The organism is Janthinobacterium sp. GMG1 (genome assembly GCF_034427795.1).
Lineage (GTDB): Bacteria > Pseudomonadota > Gammaproteobacteria > Burkholderiales > Burkholderiaceae_D > Janthinobacterium.
Genome location: NZ_JAXQNT010000004.1, coordinates 126844 through 149040 on the forward strand (window position 1 = coordinate 126844; position 22197 = coordinate 149040).

Sequence of the window (22197 nt, forward strand, 5' to 3'; positions counted from 1 at the left end):
GTCGGGCCATTTTTTTGTTCCCTGGATGTTGTCGGCGGCCGGATTCGGCGCACGAAGTGGCGCCTCCCCTGACGCCCCGTTAGCACCGCTACATGACTTGCTGACACGGCATGGCGGTGAGCTCCCGCAGCGCACCATTTGGGTGCGCCAGCCTGTCGTTTCGCCGCCACAGCTGGCATTTTCAATGCGAAAGGTTGACTCTGTCTGAACGATTGATGGCCGGGTTTCTTGCCTGTTTTTAAATATTGCTCATTTTGCGCATGGGGTGATTTTTGAAAGATCAAATTACATACGTCTGTGCTCTAGCTGATCGGAAGATTGTTGAAGCAGCCAGAAGAAACTGAATATAAATGTATAGGCAAATTCTGGCTTTTCTTGCCAAGTTGAATGGACAAGGAGCGCTGCAGCCATGCGGGGAGGGGGGATTTTCCGCAGCTTCGGGAGGGATGCCATCGTGGCGTGGCGGGGCAACGTGTTGCCGGCACTGCCACATTTTACCTTGGTGCACGGGCAGGAGCCTGCGAACTGGCAGCCTTCATCAAAGCCTGATTTTTATTTCAAATTATTGCGTGTAATAACTGTAGATGTTATTTGATGCGATTCTCATCGATTGATGAGGTCATTGCATTTTTGAGTTATTTTTTTGATTGTTCAGATATGGTTTTTTTGATGGTGCTGACTTTTTTATTTCGTGGAAATTGAATGCGGACTGTGTTTCTATTTATTCTTTATTTTGGCATTAAATATAAAAACTTTTCTTCAAGAGTTTAGTAGTAATTGATGTATGTAATAACTTATATTCAAACGTGAAGATACTCTTGAAATGTGAGCATACAATGTAATTGAAAACTTCAAATTTGAATAGTTCAATTCCATGTGGTGTTGTCAATCTGCAACAGGCCTGCGACCATCCCGCATGCTCGAAACAGGCCATTTCAAGGGCTACAGCTGCGCCATCGCAGGGATTTAAGGTGTCGGGCATGCGCGCGAGGGACACACAACAGCTTGTGTTTTTAAACAATGATTTTTCGCATATTAATATGCATTTTTTTGCAGCGCATCAAATTGGTGCATTGCCGCACAATCTTGGACGCCTTTGCCATTTTTCGGCTCTATTCATTTTGTTGTATCTTTGCATCATATTTTTCTACTATGTTGACAGTGAACAATCGCATATGGTTTTATGTATCGCTTAGGCAAGTAGGTTTTTCCTGTTTTGTCTGAAGCCTGTCCTATCAGTGGCGGGGGAGTGTCAAGTCATCAAAAACTAAAACCGGAAATAAAAACGTATTAAACATGATTTAGTGCTTAAATTTACCAAGCAACTCTACCAGAGACGCTTAATCTAATAATTAGGAAACCACATGTTGAGAAAAACTGTTTTAGTACGTGCCCTGGCGCTGGCCTTCAGTGCCGGCGCCATGTCCACGATGGTCGTAGCGCCTGTCATGGCACAGTCGAATGCATCCGGTACGATTTACGGTACGGTTGATGCGCCTGCTGGTGCCAGCGTAGCGCTGCACAACCTGGATACGGGTTTGAAGCGTACGGCTAGTGTTGAAGCCAATGGCCGCTACACGGCTACCGCATTGCCTATCGGTCACTACAAGATCGACCTGGTACGTGACGGTAAGGTTGTCGAATCGAAAGAAGTCGATATCGTGATTGGCCAAGGTGTGGACGCCTCGTTCAATTCCAAAGTTCAGGCCGTGCAAGTGACCGGTCGTCGCAGCCGGATTGACGTCTCGAATACAAATAACGGTGCGGTGTTTACCGCCAAGGAACTGGCCGCCCTGCCGATCGCACAAAACGTCGGCGCCATCATTCAACTGGCTCCGAACACGACCCGTGCCGATTCCCGCTATGCGGGCGGCGCCAGCTTCGGTGGCGGTGGTGCATCTGAAAATGCTTACTACATCAACGGCATGGTGGTAACCAATGCGTTGACGCAGCTCGGTTCATCGGAACTGCCATTTGGCGCGATTGCGCAAGCGCAAGTGCTGACTGGTGGCTATGGCGCTGAATTCGGCCGTTCGGTTGGTGGTGTGGTCAATATCACCACCAAGAGCGGCACGAATAACTGGGAAGTTGGCGGTCAGATGAGCATCACGCCAAATGGCGCACGTGCCAAGGCGCGCAATGGCTACTATCCAATCACGGGCGATTCTGTCAATGCTGGAACCGACGGCAAGATTTTGTTCAACCGTGAATACAACAAAACCGACAGCAAGCAGTTTTCGGGCTATGTCGGCGGTCCGATCATCAAGGACAAGCTGTTCATGTTCATTGCTGCGGAAACAACGCGCACTGACCGTGACTACATCAACCTGGCGTCCTCGAACACCGCTGCGCCTACCACTGGCTGGGGCGAATCGAAGGCCAAGGTTGACCGCTATCTGGGCAAGTTTGACTGGAACATCAGCGACAACCACCGCCTGGAACTGACGTTGATCGGCGATACGCCAAAAACCGATGTGCAATTGTCCGGTTTCGATTACAAGGATAATTCGCGTAACGGCGTCGTCGCGTCCAGAGAGCACTATTCGAACATTGCCGCGATTGACGGCGGTAATGGCGGCGAAGCGCAAGTGCTGAAGTACACGGGTAATATTACCGATGACTTTACCGTTTCCGCATTGTATGGCATCAACACCTCCAAGCACTCGAACACCTACGACGGCTACGACATCAATACGAAGCTGTTCCAGGTTCAAGCTCCGTTGGCTGCCCGCGCTCCTGGCGTGACGTATAACTCGAAGCAGCCACTGATCAACTTCATCGGGCCACCAGGCGCGAAAGACAAGACCAAGTCCTTGCGTCTGGATCTGGAATACAAACTGGGCAGCCACACCTTGCGTGCCGGCCTGGATCAAAACAAGCTTGAGTCGATCAATGCGGGTGAGTTCCGTGCCGGTGGCGGTCTGTATATCTATCGCTTTACCAAGACGCCAAATACGCCGATCAACCTGGGTGACCAGAAAAAAGCGGTGTCCAGCGGTGGCGGCCTCGGTACACAGGGCTACTACGGTAGCGAGCACATTCTGAACACGGTGACGAATGCGTATTCCGATCAGAATGCCCAGTACATCGAAGATCTGTGGCAAGTTAATAAAGATGTATTGGTGACGATCGGCTTGCGTAACGAAGGCTTCACCAACAAGAACGGCGAAAACGTCAAGTTCATGGAGATGAAGAACCAGATCGCTCCGCGTCTGTCCGCTTCGTGGGACGTGAACGGCGATGCCACCTTGAAAATATTTGGTAGCGCAGGCCGTTATCACCTGCAAATTCCGACCCACCTTGCCGTGCGTGGCGCCAGCCGTTCGCTCAATACCACCCAGTACTTCACGTATACGGGTGTTGATGCCAACGGTGCGCCTATTGGCCGTGTCAATCTGACCGATCCGTACTCGTCGAATAATGAGTACTTCCAGCCTAAGGATGCGAAAACGCTGTCGGCAACCAACTTGCGCCCTACGTACCAGGACGAGTTGACCATCGGCTTTGAAAAGGCGTTTTCGCCTTCGCTGAACTTCGGTGCCAAGGCAACCTACCGTACTCTGGGCGCCACCATCGACGATTTCTGCGATGGCCGTCCGGTTGCAGCATGGGCTGCGCGTAACAAGATTGATACCTCGAACTACGGTGGTTTCGGTTGCGCCAACTTCAACCCAGGCGAAGCGAACACCTTCCTGGTGGACTTTGCTGGCAATGGCAAATACACCTCGGTTAACCTGAGCAAGGAAGATCTGGGCTTCGACAAGGCCAAGCGTACCTACGCCGCAGTTGACCTGTTTGCTGAACATCCATTCCGTAATGGCTGGTATGGCAAGGTCAACTACACATGGTCGCGCAGCAAAGGTAATACCGAAGGTCAGACGCTGTCCGATCTGGCACAAACCGACGTGGCAGCGACGCAGACCTGGGACTTCCCTGAGCTGATGGTTGGCGCGTATGGCTTGCTGCCAAATGATCGTACGCACCAGATCAAGGCTTATGGCTTCTACGAGTTGACGCCACAATGGAGCTTGGGTGGTAACTTCCTGGCGGCGACCGGTCGTCCGAAGAACTGCCTGGGTAACAACGAAGAAGTCGATGGCGATTTCGGTTATCAATCGGCTTACCACATGTGCAATGGCGTGCCATCGCCACGCGGTGCCCTGGGTAAATTGCCAGCAGATATCCGTCTGGATGCGAACGTTGCATTCAAGCCTGCACAAGTCAAAGGCCTGGTCTTCAAAGTTGACGTGTTTAACGTGTTCAATCGTCAAGCTGTGCAAACCATTGACGAAACGTATAACAGCGGCACCAACGTGTCGCCTACCTACAACCGTGCCATCAGCTACACGGCACCACGTAGCATGCGTCTGACTGCTGAATACAACCACAAGTTCTGATAGTTCGTGGTTTAAGCCGCACCGTTTTCCGGTGCGGCTGGCAGGAAAGATAAAAAAACCCTGCAAGCGTCATGCTTGCAGGGTTTTTTCACATCTGAACGTTGATATTTGTCGTATTGCACTGGCGAGCACGGAAAAGTGTCGCGCGCCGGGAGGGAGCCCGTTTCTACATCCCGCCCCACAAGGCACTCAGCGTGGCCAGCGCCGTCAGGCCCGCCGTTTCCGTGCGCAGGATGCGCGGGCCCATAGCCAGGCCGATGGCGCCAGCGGCCAGGGCCGCCTTTTCTTCTGCTTCCGAAAACCCGCCTTCCGGGCCCACCATCACGGTGATCGCCTGCGGCGGCTGGTGGCGGGCCCAGTCGGCCAGCGATTGCTCTGCGCGCGGCGTCAAAATGATGCGTTTATGCAAATCTTGCTGGCGGCTCCAGTTATTAAAATCTTGCAATGGCGCCAACTGCGCCAGGCGGTTGCGCCCGCTTTGTTCCGACGCGGAAACGATAATGCCTTGCCAATGCGCGAGTTTTTTCTCGGCCCGTTCGGCGGACAGGCGCACGACGCAGCGCTGCGCCGACAGCGGCACGATGCCCGCCGCGCCCAGTTCGATGGCTTTTTCGATGATCCAGTCCATTTTGGACGCTTCCGGCAAGGCCTGCGCCAGGGTCACGGCGTAGGGCAGCTCCGCTTCGCGCGCCACGTGCGTCTGGATTTCCGCTGTCACGCTGCGCTTGGCAACCGTCACCAGGCTCGCCTGCACTTCGCCCCCTTCGCCATTGAACAGGGTGATGAGGTCGCCCGGCGCCAGGCGCACGACCTGGATATGGTGGGCGACAGCCTCCGGCAGGGCGATGGTGGTGCCGGCAACGAGCGGCTGGGGGCAGAAAAAACGCGGCATGCAAATCCTCAACGGGGGTATAAGTGGGGTGGAAAGACGTCAAAGTATAGCCATTTGGCGGGCCAGTACGCCGCAATTCTAATTTGCAGCCCCCCAGTCTGGTAAAATACTTGACCACAGAAAGCAGCCGGCTTCCCTGTCCGTGCTGTTGCAAACGAATCCCAAACTCGCGACTGACCCACACCACCATGACAACTACGCTCCCGACTACCAAAATGGCCAATGCGATCCGCGCACTGGCAATGGACGCTGTACAAAAGGCCAACTCCGGCCATCCAGGCATGCCGATGGGCATGGCCGAGATCGCAGTTGCCCTGTGGAGCGGTCACTATCGCCACAATCCCGCGAATCCTAAATGGCAGAACCGCGACCGTTTCCTGTTGTCGAACGGCCACGGCTCGATGCTGCACTACGCGCTGCTGCACCTGACCGGCTACGAGCTGTCGATGGATGACATCAAGGCGTTCCGCCAGATGCATTCGAAAACCCCGGGCCACCCGGAAGTAGATATCACGCCAGGCATCGAGACGACTACCGGTCCGCTGGGCCAGGGCATCGCCAACGCCGTCGGCATGGCTCTGTCGGAGCAATTGCTGGCTGCTGAATTCAACAAGCCTGGCTACGACATCGTCAACCACTACACTTATGCTTTCGTTGGCGACGGTTGCCTGATGGAAGGTATTTCGCACGAAGTGTGCGCGCTGGCCGGCACCCTGGGCTTGAACAAACTGATCGCCCTGTACGATGACAACGGCATTTCCATCGACGGCAAAGTCGAAGGCTGGTTCACGGACGACACCCCGGCCCGCTTCGAAGCGTACGGCTGGAACGTCATCCGCGCCGTCGACGGCCACGATGTTGCCGCCGTGGCTGCCGCCATCGCCGCCGCCAAGACCGCATCGAAGCCAACTCTGATCTGCTGCAAGACCATCATCGGCAAGGGTTCGCCGAACCTGCAAGGCGGCGACAAGGTCCACGGCGCCGCGCTGGGCGACAAGGAAATCGCTGCCGTGCGCGAATACATCGGCTGGGATGCCGCCCCGTTCGAGATGCCGGCCGACGTGTACGCTGCCTGGGATGCCAAGAAGCAAGGCGCCCTGCTGGAAGCGGACTGGAACGAGCGCTTTGCCGCCTACGGCCGTGAATTCCCGCAGCAAGCCGCGGAACTGAACCGCCGCATGCAGGGCGAGCTGCCTGCTGCATTTGAAGCGGCGCTGTCGGCCGCGATCGCTTCCTGCGTCGAAAAGAAAGAAAACATCGCCACCCGCAAGGCCAGCCAGAACGCCATCCAGGCGCTGGCTTCGTCCCTGCCGGAATTCCTCGGCGGCTCGGCCGACCTGACCGGTTCGAACCTGACCAACTGGAAAGAATGCGTGGCCGTGCGTTCGGGCCAGCCTGGCAACCACATCAACTACGGCGTGCGTGAATTCGGCATGAGCGCCATCATGAACGGCATCACCCTGCACGGCGGCTACATCCCGTTCGGCGCCACGTTCCTGACGTTCTCCGACTACAGCCGCAATGCCCTGCGCATGGCCGCCCTGATGAAACTGCGTTCGATCTTCGTGTTTACCCACGACTCGATCGGCCTGGGCGAAGACGGCCCGACGCACCAATCGGTCGAGCATGTCTCGTCGATGCGTTTGATCCCGAACCTGGACAACTGGCGTCCATGCGACACCGTCGAGTCGGCTGCTGCCTGGGGCGCCGCCGTGCGCCGCAAGGATGGCCCGTCGACCCTGATCTTCTCGCGCCAGAACCTGCCGTACCAGGAGCGTAGCGCCGAACAGATCGAGAACATCTACCGCGGCGGCTATGTGCTGAACGACGTGGCAGACGCCAAGGCGATCCTGATCGCCACCGGTTCCGAAGTGGAACTGGCCGTTGCCGCCGCCAGCGCGCTGGCTGCCGAAGGCATCAACGTGCGCGTAGTGTCGATGCCGTCGACCGACGTATATGACCGCCAGGACGCCGCCTACAAGGCCAGCGTGCTGACCCGCGGCGTGCCGCGCGTGGCCATCGAAGCGGGTGTGACCAGCTTCTGGTACAAATACGTGGGCCTGGAAGGCGCCGTGGTCGGTATCGACACGTTTGGCGAATCGGCGCCTGCCGGCGTGCTGTTCAAGCACTTCGGCTTCACGGTCGAGAACGTCGTAGCCAAGGTGAAAGCCGTTATCGCTGGCTAATATTGATTTTGAGCAGACCCTGGCCATGGGCTGGCCGGGGGGCTGTGCTGATACCTTTTTTTTAATCAGGAGCAGAGTATGACGATCAAAGTTGCAATCAATGGCTACGGCCGCATCGGCCGTAATGTATTGCGCGCTTTCTACGAAGGCGGCAAGAAACAGGATATCCAGATCGTTGCCATCAACGACCTGGGCGATGCCAAATCGAACGCCCACCTGACCCGCTACGACACCGCGCACGGCAAGTTCCCGGGCACGGTCACCGTCGAAGGCGACAACATGATCGTCAATGGCGATCCGATCCGCGTATTCGCACAGCGCAATCCTGCTGAAATTCCATGGGGCGAGCTGGGCGTGGACGTCGTGCTGGAGTGCACGGGTTTCTTCACCACCAAAGAGAAAGCTTCGGCTCACTTGAAGGGCGGCGCGAAAAAAGTCATCATTTCGGCACCAGGCGGCAAGGACGTCGACGCGACCGTCGTGTTCGGCGTGAACCACTCCGTGCTGAAATCGACCGATACCGTCATTTCGAACGCTTCGTGCACCACCAACTGCCTGGCACCGCTGGTCAAGCCACTCAACGACGCCATCGGCATCGAAACGGGCCTGATGACCACCGTGCACGCCTACACCAACGACCAGGTGCTGTCCGACGTGATGCATGAAGACCTGCGTCGCGCCCGTTCGGCCACCATGAGCATGATCCCGACCAAGACGGGCGCCGCTGCCGCCGTGGGCCTGGTCCTGCCTGAGCTGAATGGCAAGCTGGACGGTTTCGCCATCCGCGTACCGACCATCAACGTGTCGCTGGTCGACCTGTCCTTCATCGCCAAGCGCGACACCACCGTGGAAGAAGTCAACGCCCTGATGAAGGCCGCTTCGGAAGGCGCCCTGGAAGGCATCCTGACGTACCAGACCGAACCGCTGGTGTCGATCGACTTCAACCACAACCCGGCTTCGTCGAACTTCGATTCGACCCTGACCAAAGTGTCGGGCCGCCTGGTGAAAGTATCGTCGTGGTACGACAACGAGTGGGGTTTCTCGAACCGCATGCTTGACACTACCGTTGCACTGATGTCGGCCAAGTAATTTTTTGACCGCATAAGAAAAAACGCCCTTCGGGGCGTTTTTTTTCGTCTGTTGCTTTCGTCCGCTTACTCAGGATCGACGTTGGCGCACTGTGCGTACCAGAGTTCGCAGTCATTGTTATTGCCCTGATAGCAGCTGTTCAAGAGATAGTTGCACGTATCCGGCGGTCTGCGTGCATGTTCGGTCGCGTTGCTGGCAAACGAGGCGGCGATGCCGACGGCAGCGGCAAAGACAAACAGAGCTTTTTTGATGGAAATCATTTTTCTCGCTTTCACAATTGGACAACGGTAGGGTGTCAAATCAAAAGGCCGCACGGCAGGCAGTATGTGTCAACCAAGCGCAAGAAAATATTAGCATTAAAGCCAGATTTATATTGCTTTTAAGAAAAATATTTTTATTAACGCTGCCTGTACAGGCGGCGCCGGTAGAAGCGCCACAGCAGGCGCAAGTCGCGCAGCACGGGCACGCCAGACAGCAGGGTCAGTACGCCGGCAAGCAGGATGGTGGCGGCGGGAAAGCCGATGTGCTTGAAGGCCAGGGCGCCGCTGACGCCGCCGATGAAGAAGCAGGCGATCAGCAGGCTGTGGGTTCTCAGCTTGCCGCGGTTGACCTTCACCATGCGGTCCGGCAGGTGGCGCCGGTTGTAATACGCCATCTTGCCCAGCTCGATGCCGATGTCGGTCGACAGGCCCGTCACGTGGGTGGTGCGGATGACGGCGCCTGAAATCTTGGTGATGATGGCGTTTTGCAAACCCATGACAAAGCACAGCAGCAAGATGGTGACGGGACCCAGCACGTCGGGCATGGTGGCCAGGTAATTGCCCGTCAAGCCGAACAGCAGTAACAAGGCCGCTTCCAGCAGCAGGCTGGCGGCAAACTGGCTGTGCAGCCGGCGCCGCTTGCCCCAGTTCACCATGATGGCCGTCACGGCCGCGCCGCTGACAAAGGCCAGCCACGCGCCCAGCGCAGCCAGCGCCAGCGTGATATTGCCCAGTGCCAGGTCGTCCGCCATGCCCGAGACGATGCCCGTCATGTGCGAGGTATAGCCGCCGATGGCGAGAAAGCCGCCCGCATTCACGGCGCCGGCCACCAGCGCCAGCACACAGCCCAGCTGCAGATTGGCTTGCGTATCGCGTGCCGATCCGCTCAGGCGCGACAGGTAATGGAGCGGCATCTTCGGGCCGGCCTCAGGCGGTGGCACCAAAGATGGCTTGCCACAGGCGCATGACGTTATCCGCATGCGCGCGCACGCGCTCCGGTTCCACGCGGGCCAGGTCTTGCCCCTGCAGTCGCAGCTGGTGCTGCAGTTTGCGCAGCGCGCGGTAGGCGTCGGCGACCAGGGCGGCCAGCTGGGCATCGATCAACCCCAGCTCGCCGCACAGGCGCAGCAGGGCGATATTGCCCGAGTTGGCCGTCAGCTGCGGATACTGCGCCGCATGCTGCAGCACCAGATATTGCACCATGAACTCGATGTCGATCATGCCGCCTGGATCCTGTTTCAGATCAAAGCTGCCGGGGCGGGGCGGGTGGGCGTCCAGCATTTTCTTGCGCATGGCCACCACTTCGCCCTGGAGCGGACCGTTTTCCGGCCGTTCCTTGCGCAGGATCGTGTCGCGGATGCGCTCGAAATGCTTGCCGATGCTGACGTCGCCGGCGCAGAAGCGCGCGCGCGTGAGCGCCTGGTGTTCCCACACCCAGGCCGCGCTGCCCTGGTAGCGCTCGAAGGCCTGCACGCTGGAGACCAGCATGCCCGAGGCGCCGTCGGGGCGCAGGGCGATGTCGATGTCGAACAGGATGCCGGCCGAGGTGTGCGAAGTCATCCAGGTAATGAAGCGCTGCGCCAGCTTGGCGTACAGGCCGGGCGCTTCCTGGTCGTCGTCGTCGAAGAGAAAGATGACGTCGAGGTCCGAGACATAACCCAGTTCCTTGCCGCCCAGCTTGCCATACGCGATGACGGCGAATTTCGGCACCTCGCGGTGGCGCGTCGGTAACGTTTGCCAGACGGCTTGCACGGTGGCGGCGACGATGATGTCGGCCAGCTGCGACAGGTAGTCGGCCAGCTTTTCCACGCTCAGGTCACCCGCCAGGTCTTGCGCCAGGCACTGGAACAGCTGCGCATGGTGTGTTTCGCGCAGGATATCCATCTGCCGCTCCGTGTCGCCGGGCGCGTCGTCCAGCTGGCGCTGCAGGTCGAGCGCCAGCGCGGCCGGGTCCGGCACCGAGTTGCGGATGCGTTCGTCCAGCAGTTCATCGAGCAAAATCGGATGTTGCGTGAGGAAGGTGGCGGCCCAGCCGCTGGCGCACACCATGCGCACGACGCGCTCGAGCGTATGTGGATACTCTGTCAACAATGACAGATAGGCCGAGCGGCGCGCAATCGCTTCCAGGAAATCGAGCAGCCGGCCCAGAGTGGCCAGCTGGCTGGCATTACCATTGGACACGGAGCAATCGGTGATCAGGGGCAGGGCGGAATTGACGAGGGCGACGAGGCGCGTGCGGCTCGCCTCGGGCAACGATTGCAAACGGGGCGCCTGCCACGTGGCCAGCAGGCGGCGCGCGCAGGCGGCCGGTTCATGGAAACCCAGGGCGGCAAAGCGCGCCTCGATGGCTTCCTGCTGGTCCGAGGCGGCGCAGTCGTTCGACGTCTGCGGGTCGATGCCCGTGTCGGCCGGCGGCGTGCCGCTGCTCTTGTCGCTGAACATTTCGTCAAATTGGCCGGCGACAAACACGCGGTGCGCTTCCAGCTGGGCCAGCAAGGTGGGCGTGTCGGGCAAGCCCATCATCTGCGCCACGGTGAGGCGGTCGGCGTCGTTGGCGGGCAGGGTGTGGGTTTGCGCATCGTCAAGATACTGCAGCCGATGTTCGAGGTTGCGCAGGAAAGTGTAGGAGCCGAGCAGTTGTTCCACGATGGCCGGTTCCAGCAAACCCTTGTCTGCTACCGTGCGCAGGGTGGCGCGCGTGGAACGTTCGCGCAGTTCGGCGTCGCGCCCGCCCCGTATCAACTGAAACACTTGCGCGAGGAATTCGATTTCGCGGATGCCGCCGCGGCCCAGCTTGACGTTGTTGCTGCGATCCGGGTGCAAGCGCTCCTGGCGGTTGACCTCGGCGCGGATCTGCCCATGCATGGTGCGGATGGCGTCGATGACGCCGAAATCGAGGTAGCGGCGGAAGACGAACGGGCGCACGATGGCGTCGAGCGAAGCGATGTCCTCGGCCTTCCCCGTCACGGCGCGCGCCTTGACCCAGGCATAGCGCTCCCATTCGCGGCCCTGCACGATCAGGTATTGCTCCACCATGCTGAGGCTGGCGGCCAACGGACCCGAGTTGCCGTTCGGACGCAAGGCCATGTCCACGCGGAAAGTAAAACCGTCTTGCGTGATCTCGGCCAGGGCGGCGATCAGTTTCTTGCCCATGCGAATGAAAAACTCGTGGTTGGACAGGCTGCGCTGGCCCGGCAAGGTGACTTGCGTGTCGCCATCTTCCGGATACACAAAGATCAGGTCGATATCCGACGAAACGTTGAGCTCGCCGCCGCCTTGCTTGCCCATCGCCAACACCATCAAGGCCTGTTCCTCGCCCGATTCCTCGCCGACCGGCATGCCGTGCAGGGCCACCATCTCGGCCATGATGGCGTCCACATGCGTGCGGATGGCGAAATCGGCAAAGTCTGTCATGGCCGTGACGACTTCGTTCAAGTCGGCCTGGCCGTCAAGATCGCGCGCGATCAGGCCGCAGACGAGCAGGTTGCGCAGGCGGCGCATGGCCCGCTCGGGCGGCAGCGGCGGCGTGGCGGCGTTCGCCTGGGCGGCCAACTCGGCGGCAAAGTCGAGCTTGTCCAGCGGCGCGCGCACCAGTTGCGCTACCTGCGCGGCGCGCTCGGGGGCGGCGTCCAGCCAGCGCTGGTAGAAACGGGAGGCGGAGATCAAAGGCTGTGTACTCATGGTATCGGTAACTGTCTCGTGGATGCTGCGTGCATGTTCTTGTTTAACTTGGCTGCGAATGGCGGGGGATGCGGTAAAATTGTGCCGCTGGCCGAATGCCGCCGGCAGTACGTGCTCTTCCGGACGATGGTAAGGGAGGCTTTGCTCAGACGCAAGCGCGAGGATGCAGGCGCGCACCACGAATGCAGACGATTTTTGCCATTATTTGACGCCGGGCCAGTTTATTAGCTTATTGATGCAAAAACCGCCAGAAGCAAGCGTGACAGAACATGTGCCATTGGCCCTGCGCTGGCAGCGGCTGCGTGCCGCCTATCGCATGGCCAACCTGGCCACCCACCATGTATTGGGTTTTACCATCAAACTGGTGCTGCTGGCGTATTTTGCCTTCGCCGTGCTGTTTTTATTCCTGCGCTACGCCATCTTGCCGAATATCGATTATTACAAAGGCGATATCGAGCGGGCGGCCAGCCGCGCGCTGGGCAATCCTGTCAGTATCGCGCGCATTTATGCTTCCTGGCATGGCGTGCGGCCGAATCTCTTCCTCGGCGACGTGACCCTGCGCGACCAGGCGGGGCGCCAGGCGTTGAGCCTGCCGAGCATTTCGGCCACCGTGTCGTGGTGGAGCGTGCTCGGTTCCGTGCGTTTTACTACCCTGGAAATTACGCGGCCCGATCTGGACGTGCGGCGCAGCATGGATGGCAAGCTGTATGTGGCCGGCGTGTTGATCGACAGCACGCAAGGCAGCGATGGCAAGGGCGCCGACTGGCTGCTGTCGCAGCATGACATCATCATTCGCGACGGCAAGGTGCGCTGGACGGACGAAGCGCGCGGCACGCCCGAGCTGGCTTTAACCCAGGTCAACTTGCTGCTGCGTAACCGCTGGCGCAGCCACCGGCTGGGCTTGCAAGCCATGCCGCCCGCCAGCCTGGCCGCACCCATCGATGTGCGCGCCCACTTCACACATCCGCCTTTCAGCACGCGCATCTCGGATGTGTCGATGTGGAAAGGCGAGTTGTATGCCGACCTGAAAAACGCCGACCTGGCCGCCTGGCGTCGCTACCTCGACTATCCGTTCGAGCTGAGTCAGGGCAAGGGCGCCCTGCGCGCCTGGTTGAGCCTGGATCACGCGCGCCTGGCCGGCTTCACGGCCGACGTGGGCTTGACGGATGTGCAGGCGCAGCTGGGCGAGCATATCGCACCGCTCGATCTGCTGTCGGTCAGCGGGCGCATTTCGGCCAAAGAAGAGCTGTCGGCGCAGGTGCCGGACGGCAAGCCGACGTTTGGCGCGAATGGGCACCAGGTCGAGCTGACGAATTTCGCGGTGGAAACACGCGATGGCCTCAACCTGCCGCCGACGACCTTGTCCGAGCGTTTCATTGCCGCCACGAAGCGCAAGCCGGCGCGCACGGAAATCACGGCCAAGTCGCTTGATTTGCAAACCCTGGCCGCGCTGGCCGACAAGCTGCCGCTGGGCGAGCAGCAGCGCCAGCGCCTCGACGCCCTGGCGCCGCGTGGGCGCTTGCAGGATTTTTCGGCGCAGTGGGAAGGCGAGATGGCGACACCGGCCAGCTACCGATTGCGCGGCAAGCTCATCGACCTGGGCCTCAATGCCCAGCCGGCGCGCCTGGCCGTGGCGAAGACGGCGGGCAGCCCCGCGCAGGCGGCCGCACCGGCCATTCCCGGCTTCGATAAACTCAGCGGCAGCATCGACGCCAACGACAAGGGCGGCAGCATCAATATCGATGCGCAAGACCTGGTGCTGCAGTTTCCATCGTACCTGAGTGAACCGGCCATGCCGTTCGAACAGTTCGCCATGCAGGCGCGCTGGACGTTTGAAGCGGCCAATATGCTGCAAGTCGAGCTGGACAAGCTCGATTTCAACCAGCAAGGCTTGCGCGTTGCCTTGCAAGGCACGCACCGCCTGCCGCTCGACGGCAAGAACCTGGGCCAGGTCGACCTCACGGGCACGATCGACAATTTCCAGATCAACACCATCGGCCGCTACCTGCCGCTGCAAACGCCCGAGCATCTGCGCCACTGGTTGACGGGGGCGCTGGAAGGCGGCGTGGCGCGCGATGTCAGCCTGCGCCTGCGCGGCGAACTCGAGCATTTCCCCTTCAAGGCCGACACCCCCGTCCAGCGCAATCGCGGCGACTTCCGCGTGGCCGGCAAGCTCGAGAATGGGACCCTGAACTACGCGCCCGGCGAATTCGCGGAAAGCGGCCCGCTGGCCGGCAAGGCGCCCCTGTGGCCGCAGGCGGACAAGATCAAGGGCAGTTTCGTGTTCGAACGGGCGCGCATGGAAATCCGCGGCGACACGGCCACCACGGGCGGCGTGGCCTTGACGAATGTCAAAGCCGTGATCCCGGATTTGACCGTGTTCGACACCCTGCTCGACATTGAAGGTAACGCGGCCGGCCCGATGCAGGAATTCCTCAAGTACGTAACGGCCAGCCCCGTGTTGGGCTGGATCGAGCATTTCACGGATGAAACGACGGCGACGGGCAACGCCAAACTGGCCCTCAAGTTGCACTTGCCAATAGAACGCATGCTTGAGTCGACCGTGCAGGGCAGCTTGCAGCTGGCGGGCAACGACGTGGTGCTGTTCCACGACATGCCACCCGTGCTGGGCACGCAGGGCAAGATCGAATTCAATGAAAAGGGCGTCAACCTGAATGGCTTGAGCGGCAGCCTGCTGGGCGGTCCGCTGGCCATCTCGGGCGGTACGCAGGCGGATAATTCCATCCAGGTCAAGATTGCAGGCAACATGACCATCGACGGCTTGCGCAAGACGTATCCGGCGCCCGTGCTGCAGCGCCTGGCGAAACATTTGAATGGCGGTGCGCGCTATAGCGGCTTGATCACGGCGCGCGACCACCAGGTGGTGGTCAATGTCGAGTCGCCGCTGACGGGCCTGGGCCTGGATTTCCCCGCCCCCCTGAAAAAGCCGGCCGGCGACAGCCTGCCCGTGAAATTCACCTTGACGGGCAATGCGGCCAACGGCGCGGGCTTGCGCACGGACGATATCCGCATCGCGCTGGGCTCCGGCATCGCTGCGCGCTACCAGCGTCAGAAGCAGGGCAAGGATGCCTGGCGACTGGTGCGCGGCGGCATCGGCGTGAACGTGCCGGCGCCGGAACCGGACAGCGGCATGATGTTCAACGTCAACATGAAAACCCTGGACGTGGACAGCTGGATTGCCGCCGGCAGCGAGATCGCCGGCAGCGGCGCGGCCCCTGCCGACAGCGGCGCCGCCGACGATGCGCCCGATATTGCCCAATACGTGGTGCCGGACATGATGGCGGCCCGCGCCAGCGAACTGATGCTGGGCGAGCGCAAGCTGGAAAACGTGGTGGTTGGCGCCACACACCAGAAGGATGTGTGGCAAGCCAATATTGATGCGAAACAAGTGTCCGGCTATGTGACGTGGCTGGAAACGCCGTCCGGCCTGGGCAAGATGACGGCGCGCCTGTCGTCCCTGATCATTCCGGAGTCGGCTGCCAACGACGTGAAAAATTTACTGGAGGGAAAGAGTGGCGCCCAGTCGATCCCCTCGCTCGATATCGTTGCCGAGCAATTCGAGCTGTTCAACAAGAAGATTGGCCGCTTGGAGTTGCAAGCATATAACACCATGGCGGCGGGCGGGCGCGAGTGGCGCGTGGGCAAGCTGCAACTGTCGAATCCAGATGGCGCCCTGAGCGGCAATGGCAAATGGGTCATCAAGGATGGGCAAAGCACGACCAGCCTGCGTTTCGGCCTCGATATCGTCGATGCGGGCAAGCTGCTCGACCGTTTCGGCTTTGCCGACACGGTGCGCCGCGGCAAGGGCCGCCTGAGCGGCGATATCGCCTGGAACGGCTTGCCGTACTCGCTCGACATTCCCACCCTGTCGGGGCAGATCGAGATGAACGTGGAATCGGGCCAGTTCCTCAAGCAGGATCCGGGCGCGGCCAAGCTGTTGGGCGTGCTCAGCCTGCAAGCCTTGCCCCGCTTGCTGAAACTCGATTTCCACGACGTATTTTCCGAAGGCCTGGCCTTCGACGGCATCACGGCCAACGCCAGCATCAAGCGCGGCGTGGTGAGCACCGATAACCTCAAGATGCACGGCGTGGCGGCAACCGTGCTGATGGATGGCACGGCCGATATCGCCAATGAAACGACGAATCTGCACGTGGTGGTGATCCCGGAATTTAACCTGGGTACGGGGCCGCTCGTCTACGCGCTGGCCGTCAACCCCGTCATCGGCCTGGGTAGTTTCCTGGCGCAATTGTTCCTGCGCGCCCCCGTGATGAAGGCGCTCACCTATCACATGCAGATCGCCGGCCCGTGGAAAGCGCCCGTCGTGACCAAGCTCGATGGTGGTAAATTGGACCCTGTCGCCGTGCCTGCCGCCGCAGCGGTGGAGGCCGTGGCGAAATAGGCGAGGCGTTCGAATGGAGAAAAGGTGGCAATGATGCATACAGTCGCAGCAGTACAAATGATTTCCTCGCCTTCCGTGGAAGACAACCTGGCCACGGCGCGGCGCCTGGTGGCGCAGGCCGCCGCCGCTGGCGCGCAACTGGTGGTGCTGCCCGAATACTGGGCCATCATGGGCAAGCAGGAAACGGACAAGCTGGCCCATGCGGAACAGCCCGGCAGCGGCCCCATCCAGGATGGCATGGCGCAGATGGCGCGCCAGCATGGCATCTGGCTGATCGGCGGCACCTTGCCCCTGATTTCCGGCGAAGAGGGCAAGGTCCTCAATACCACGCTGGTGTACGACCCGCAAGGCGAACCGGCGGGCCGCTACGACAAGATTCATTTGTTCGGTTTTACGCGCGGCGCCGAGTCGTACAATGAATCGCGCACCATCGTGCCGGGCGCGCAGGTGCGCTCGATCGAGACGCCGTTCGGCCGGGTCGGCCTGTCCATCTGCTATGACCTGCGTTTTCCCGAACTGTACCGCGCCATGGGCGATTGCGCACTGATCGTCGTGCCGGCCGCGTTTACCCACACGACGGGCAGCGCCCACTGGGAAGTGCTGCTGCGTGCGCGTGCCATCGAAAACCAGTGCTATGTGCTGGCCTCGGCGCAGGGCGGGCTGCATCCGAACGGCCGCCGCACCTGGGGCCACAGTATGCTGATCGACCCGTGGGGCGAAGTGAAAGCCGTGTTGCCCGAAGGCGAGGGCGTGGTCAGCGGCGAGATCGACCTGCTGTTTTTGGCCGGCGTGCGCGAGTCGCTGCCGGCTCTGGCGCATCGGACGATGTGAATTGAATTGTGAGAAAGAGCCATGATCCCATTTGAACCCAATCTGTCCAGCCTTGCCGTGGCGCGCGATATCCTGCTCACGCCGTTTGGCCTGGACGAAGACAAGCTGCTCAAAGCACTGGGCACGATGTTTACGCACAAGGTCGACTATGCCGACCTGTACTTCCAGTCGACCAGGAGCGAAGGCTGGAGCCTGGAAGAGGGCATCGTCAAGACGGGCAGTTTTTCCATCGACCAGGGCGTGGGCGTGCGCGCCGTGTCTGGCGACAAGACGGCGTTTGCGTACTCCGACGACATTTCCGAGCGGGCCCTGCTGGAAGCGGCGGCGGCCACGCGCACGATTGCGCGCGCCGGCGCCGGCAAAATCAAGATTGCGGGCCAGATGCAGCCGCAGGGTGGACGTTCCTTGTACCTGCCCAACGATCCGCTCGCCTCGCTGGACGCCACGGCCAAGGTGCAATTGCTTGAACGCGTGGAAAAGATGGCGCGGGCGAAAGATCCCCGGGTGGTGCAAGTGATGGCGGGCCTGGCCGGTGAATACGATGTAGTGCTGGTGCTGCGCAGCGACGGCGTGCTGGCGGCCGACATCCGTCCGCTGGTGCGCGTCTCGCTGACCGTGATCGCGGAACAGAATGGCCGCCGCGAAACGGGCTCGGCCGGTGGCGGCGGGCGTTTCAGCTATGACTATTTCAGCGATGCCGTGCTGGAACAATACGCGACGGACGCCGTCAATTCGGCCCTGGTGAACCTGGAAGCGCGCCCGGCGCCCGCCGGCCCCATGACCATCGTGCTGGGACCGGGCTGGCCCGGCATCCTGCTGCACGAAGCGATCGGCCACGGCCTGGAGGGCGATTTCAACCGCAAGGGTTCGTCCGCGTTTTCGGGCCGCATCGGCGAGCGCGTGGCCGCCAAGGGCGTCACCGTGGTCGATGACGGCACGCTGGCGGGCCGGCGCGGCTCGCTGAATATCGATGACGAGGGCAACCCGACGCAATGCACGACCCTGATCGAGGACGGCATCCTGAAGGGTTACATCCAGGACACCATGAATGCGCGCTTGATGAAGATGCCCGTGACGGGCAATGCGCGCCGCGAATCGTTCGCCCACCTGCCCATGCCGCGCATGACGAACACGTATATGCTGGGCGGCGACAAGGATCCGGGCGAGATCCTCGCATCCGTCAAGAACGGCTTGTATGCCGTCAACTTCGGCGGCGGCCAGGTCGACATCACGAATGGCAAGTTCGTCTTTTCGGCCAGCGAAGCGTACATGATCGAAAATGGCAAGCTCAGCTGCCCTGTGAAGGGCGCCACCCTGATCGGCAACGGCCCTGACGTGCTCAACCGCGTTTCCATGATCGGCAACGACATGCGCCTGGACTCGGGCGTCGGCGTGTGCGGCAAGGAAGGGCAAAGCGTGCCCGTGGGCGTGGGGCAGCCGACCCTGCGCCTGGACGGTATTACCGTCGGCGGTACGGCGTAAGTGCTGAAGCAGGCATTTCAGGAGCCTGCAGTTCCTGAAATGCCCGGCACGTCCGGTACTTTGACGCATATCAGAACTTGTATTTCACCCCTGCACTGATAAACCGTCCAGCCGCGCCCGCGTAGTCGAGCGGGTTGTAGCCCGTGGCGCCATAGGTCAGCGGGTCGAGCGGGGCGATCTTGTCGAACAGGTTTTGCACCGTCGCAAACACTTCCAGCTTGGGCGTGGCCAGCCAGCGGGCCGTCAGGTCCACCGTGGTGAACGAGGCGATGCGGCAACCGCGCGGCGCGTCCGTGCCATCGGCGAAATGTGTGGCGCAGCCGTCCGGGTCATTCTTGAACAGCACGTTATCGAGCGGCGCGCGGTAGTTGATGTTGGCCGTGACGCGCCAGTTCTGGCGTTCCCAGGTGGCGCCCAGGTTGATGCGGTCGTCCGGCGTGCCCATGCAGTTGGACACGTCGCAATTGCCATGCGTGCCCGCAAAATCGCGCTGCGTGCCGTCCTGCTCCGTGCGCAGCCATTTGTATAGATGCGTCCATTTCAGGTCGAACACCAGGCTGCCATAGTCGCTGCCCAGGCTGAAGCGCTGGCGCGCGTCGATATCGATGCCGCGCACCGTCGTTTGCGCCGAATTCACATAGTTGGCCAGCACGGCCGTGATGGCGCCCGGATCGCCGGCGATGCCGGTAGCCGTCGACGGGTCGCGCGCCACATGGCCTTCGGCGATGGCCGTGTCCGTTTGCTCCTGGTTGATTTCATTCTTGCGGCGGATTTGCCACAGGTCGACGGAAATGCTGGTGCGCGGTAGTGGATCCCACACGGCGCCCACGGAATAGCTGCGCGAACGCTCGGGCGACAGATTCGGATTGGGCGAGGTGATGACGGCGATGGAGGCCGGATCGCAAGCGACTTCCACGCCCAGCGCGCAGCGCAGCGGGTCGCTGGCGGTGGAGAACGCGGCCAGGCCGCCGACGCCGTTTTCTGCCGCGCTGGGTGCGCGGAAACCCTTGGCGAAGGTGCCGCGCAGGGCCAGTTCGCGCACGGGCGTCCATTTCACGCCCACTTTCGGCGTATAGGAATTGCCCACGTCGGTGAAATGGTCGGCGCGCAGGGCGCCCGACAGTTCCACGGTCTTCAGCACAGGCGCCAGCACCTCGGCATAGATGGCCGAGGCATTGCGGCTGCCCTTGTAGGCGGAATAGCCGAGGCCAATGATATTGCCCCGTTCCGTGCCCGTGGTGGGCTTGAGTTCCGTCGATTCGTGGCGGAATTCCGCGCCCACGGCCACGCCCAGGCCGCCGCCGTCGAGCTTGGCCACTTCGCGGCTGGCCTTGAAGTCGATTTGCGCGATATGCGTCTTGGCATCGTTCGAGATGCGCGGCGACAGGGCCGCGTACAGTTCGGCGGAATTGAGACCCGCGTTTTCGGCGATGCGCCACAGGCTGCCGGCCGGCAGGGCCGCATACGCGGGGTTCAGGCTGGCCGCCGCCACATTGCCGGCAGTGGGATTGAGCAAGGCGAAGGCGACGTCGCGCTGCAGGTAGCCGTCCAGGTCGTTCGACACCTTGTTTTGCGAGTACAGCAAGGCGCTGTCGATATCCCAGCCCGCCAGTGTGCCCTTGATGCCGGCGACAAAGCGCGTGAAGGTGGAGGTCACTTCCGACAGGCGCGGCCCCACATCGGCCGCCAGGTAGCGCAGCCGTGCCGCCGTGCCGAAATACGGATTGTCGGGGTGGGCGGCGCCCAGCGATACGCCTGCATTGCTGACGGGGCCGCCCGGGTAGCCGACCGAGCCGCTGACCGTCGAGGGCGTGGTGGCCGAGTGCGACTCGCTGTGATACACGTTCAGTTCGGCATATGTCTGCAGGGCCGGTGTCAGTTGCCAGGTGGCGCGGCCGAAGAAATTGATGTTCTTCTGCTTTGGCTGGATCTGGCCGTATTGCTGGGCAGCATCGGTGAGGCAGCCGCCGCCCGGATCGCCCTGCGGATGCGTGGTGAAGTTGCCGCAGGCGGCGCCGGGGAAGGTGCGCGTAAAGCCCGCACCGGCGAGGTTGCCGCGGTTGTAGTAGTCGAGCGTGTCGGGATTGCGCACATTGCCGTTGACGGCGCTGCCGGCCGCATTGTTGGTGGTGATGGCGCCCGCGCCGCTGAGCGACTCCTGCGCGCTGAAGCCCAGGTCGCGCAAGTCGCTGCGGCCGACGGCGCCCCGGCCGGCCCGGTCGCGGTTCCAGATGGCGGCCTTTTCGCTGTAATCGAGGTTCAGCAGCACGTTGTAGCGGTCGCTGTCGATGTCGCCGAAGCCGTGCGTGATGGCGGCGCGCGCATCGCGCCCGTCCCACTCCTTCGTCTTGCCGTAATTGCCCTTGATGGCCGTGCCCTGGTAGTCGCGCCGCAGGATCACGTTGACGACGCCGGCGATGGCGTCCGAACCGTAGATGGCCGAGGCGCCATCCTTGAGGATTTCCACCCGTTCCACCGCTTCCAGTGGAATGATGTTCAGGTCGGCAAACACTTTCTGGCCATCATCGGCCAGGCCATACGGCGCGACGCGGCGGCCATTCAGCAGCACCAGGGTCGAGGCCGTGCCCAGGCCCCGCAGCGACACGCCGGAGGCGCCGGCGGCAAAGCCGTTGCCGAAGGTGGTGGGCACGGAGCCCTGGTTGTCGACAGCCAGGGTTTGCAGCAGCTCGGCCACGCTGGACTTGCCCGATTTTTCAATGTCGGCCGCGCTCAGGGTTTGCACGGCCGACGCCGTTTCCGCCTGAGCGCGGCGGATGTTCGAGCCGGTGATTTCCACGCGGGCAATGGGCGCGGCGTCCTGCGCCAGGACGGGTAAGCTCAGCAGTGCACTGGCCAGCGCCAGGCCCAGTCCGGGTGGTGAAAAGGCGGCGGATTGCAAGGATGGTGTAGGGATCATGCGGTTCTCCGGAAAGGTCAGGCAGTCAAAGGTCGTCGATAC

General features: G+C 61.1%; 11 protein-coding genes. 6 read left to right on the top strand and 5 right to left on the bottom strand.

Features of this window, described 5'->3' with window-relative positions:
• Nucleotides 1-1364 precede the first annotated feature (1364 nt).
• On the top strand, nt 1365-4397 hold the full coding sequence (locus tag SJI03_RS12475) for a TonB-dependent receptor (protein WP_322427397.1): 3033 nt from the start codon (nt 1365-1367) through the stop codon (nt 4395-4397).
• Nucleotides 4398-4563: 166 nt separating this feature from the next.
• Here SJI03_RS12475 and SJI03_RS12480 read toward each other — a convergent pair whose 3' ends face one another.
• Nucleotides 4564-5289 carry a 16S rRNA (uracil(1498)-N(3))-methyltransferase gene (locus SJI03_RS12480; RefSeq protein ID WP_322427398.1) on the bottom strand — a complete coding sequence of 242 codons (726 nt, stop codon included), beginning with the start codon at nt 5287-5289 and terminating at the stop codon, nt 4564-4566.
• 188 nt (nt 5290-5477) lie between these two features.
• Here SJI03_RS12480 and tkt point away from each other — a divergent pair, with 188 nt between their 5' ends.
• Nucleotides 5478-7475: a transketolase gene (tkt, locus tag SJI03_RS12485; protein WP_322427399.1), complete on the top strand. Its 1998-nt coding sequence runs from the start codon at nt 5478-5480 to the stop codon at nt 7473-7475.
• A 78-nt stretch (nt 7476-7553) separates the two neighbouring features.
• Nucleotides 7554-8564 carry a type I glyceraldehyde-3-phosphate dehydrogenase gene (gap, locus tag SJI03_RS12490; protein ID WP_010395244.1) on the top strand — a complete coding sequence of 337 codons (1011 nt, stop codon included), beginning with the start codon at nt 7554-7556 and terminating at the stop codon, nt 8562-8564.
• A gap of 65 nt (nt 8565-8629) precedes the next feature.
• On the opposite strand, the gene SJI03_RS12495 is transcribed toward gap, so the two are convergent.
• From SJI03_RS12495 to glnE, 3 genes are all read right to left on the bottom strand, one after another.
• Entirely contained in the window at nt 8630-8824 is a 195-nt protein-coding gene (locus SJI03_RS12495) for a hypothetical protein (protein WP_099379391.1), read from the bottom strand.
• Between the two features lie 137 nt (nt 8825-8961).
• A complete protein-coding gene (locus tag SJI03_RS12500) occupies nt 8962-9738 on the bottom strand; it encodes a YoaK family protein (protein ID WP_099379392.1) in 777 nt (258 codons plus the stop codon).
• Between the two features lie 13 nt (nt 9739-9751).
• Entirely contained in the window at nt 9752-12505 is a 2754-nt protein-coding gene (glnE, locus tag SJI03_RS12505) for a bifunctional [glutamate--ammonia ligase]-adenylyl-L-tyrosine phosphorylase/[glutamate--ammonia-ligase] adenylyltransferase (RefSeq protein WP_322427400.1), read from the bottom strand.
• A 259-nt stretch (nt 12506-12764) separates the two neighbouring features.
• Here glnE and SJI03_RS12510 point away from each other — a divergent pair, with 259 nt between their 5' ends.
• The 3 genes from SJI03_RS12510 to tldD are packed head-to-tail and all read left to right on the top strand — an operon-like array spanning nt 12765 to nt 19238.
• Nucleotides 12765-16925, top strand: a complete 4161-nt coding sequence (locus SJI03_RS12510; protein ID WP_322427401.1) for a YhdP family protein — start codon at nt 12765-12767, stop codon at nt 16923-16925.
• A 30-nt stretch (nt 16926-16955) separates the two neighbouring features.
• The gene (locus tag SJI03_RS12515) at nt 16956-17756 is read left to right on the top strand and encodes a carbon-nitrogen hydrolase family protein (protein WP_099379394.1); all 801 of its coding nucleotides are present in this window, start codon (nt 16956-16958) and stop codon (nt 17754-17756) included.
• A 21-nt stretch (nt 17757-17777) separates the two neighbouring features.
• On the top strand, nt 17778-19238 hold the full coding sequence (gene tldD / locus SJI03_RS12520; protein WP_322427402.1) for a metalloprotease TldD: 1461 nt from the start codon (nt 17778-17780) through the stop codon (nt 19236-19238).
• Between the two features lie 70 nt (nt 19239-19308).
• Here the strand turns inward: tldD and SJI03_RS12525 are convergent, their stop codons facing one another.
• The gene (locus SJI03_RS12525) at nt 19309-22155 is read right to left on the bottom strand and encodes a TonB-dependent receptor (RefSeq protein ID WP_322427403.1); all 2847 of its coding nucleotides are present in this window, start codon (nt 22153-22155) and stop codon (nt 19309-19311) included.
• Between the last annotated feature and the right edge of the window lie 42 nt (nt 22156-22197).

What these genes read in the sequence shown, in the direction of transcription:
- SJI03_RS12475 (WP_322427397.1), top strand. Translation starts at nt 1,365, where the DNA reads ATGTTGAGAAAAACTGTTTTAGTACGTGCCCTGGCGCTGGCCTTCAGT.
- SJI03_RS12480 (WP_322427398.1), bottom strand. Translation starts at nt 5,289, where the DNA reads ATGCCGCGTTTTTTCTGCCCCCAGCCGCTCGTTGCCGGCACCACCATC.
- tkt (WP_322427399.1), top strand. Translation starts at nt 5,478, where the DNA reads ATGACAACTACGCTCCCGACTACCAAAATGGCCAATGCGATCCGCGCA.
- gap (WP_010395244.1), top strand. Translation starts at nt 7,554, where the DNA reads ATGACGATCAAAGTTGCAATCAATGGCTACGGCCGCATCGGCCGTAAT.
- SJI03_RS12495 (WP_099379391.1), bottom strand. Translation starts at nt 8,824, where the DNA reads ATGATTTCCATCAAAAAAGCTCTGTTTGTCTTTGCCGCTGCCGTCGGC.
- SJI03_RS12500 (WP_099379392.1), bottom strand. Translation starts at nt 9,738, where the DNA reads ATGCCGCTCCATTACCTGTCGCGCCTGAGCGGATCGGCACGCGATACG.
- glnE (WP_322427400.1), bottom strand. Translation starts at nt 12,505, where the DNA reads ATGAGTACACAGCCTTTGATCTCCGCCTCCCGTTTCTACCAGCGCTGG.
- SJI03_RS12515 (WP_099379394.1), top strand. Translation starts at nt 16,956, where the DNA reads ATGATGCATACAGTCGCAGCAGTACAAATGATTTCCTCGCCTTCCGTG.
- tldD (WP_322427402.1), top strand. Translation starts at nt 17,778, where the DNA reads ATGATCCCATTTGAACCCAATCTGTCCAGCCTTGCCGTGGCGCGCGAT.
- SJI03_RS12525 (WP_322427403.1), bottom strand. Translation starts at nt 22,155, where the DNA reads ATGATCCCTACACCATCCTTGCAATCCGCCGCCTTTTCACCACCCGGA.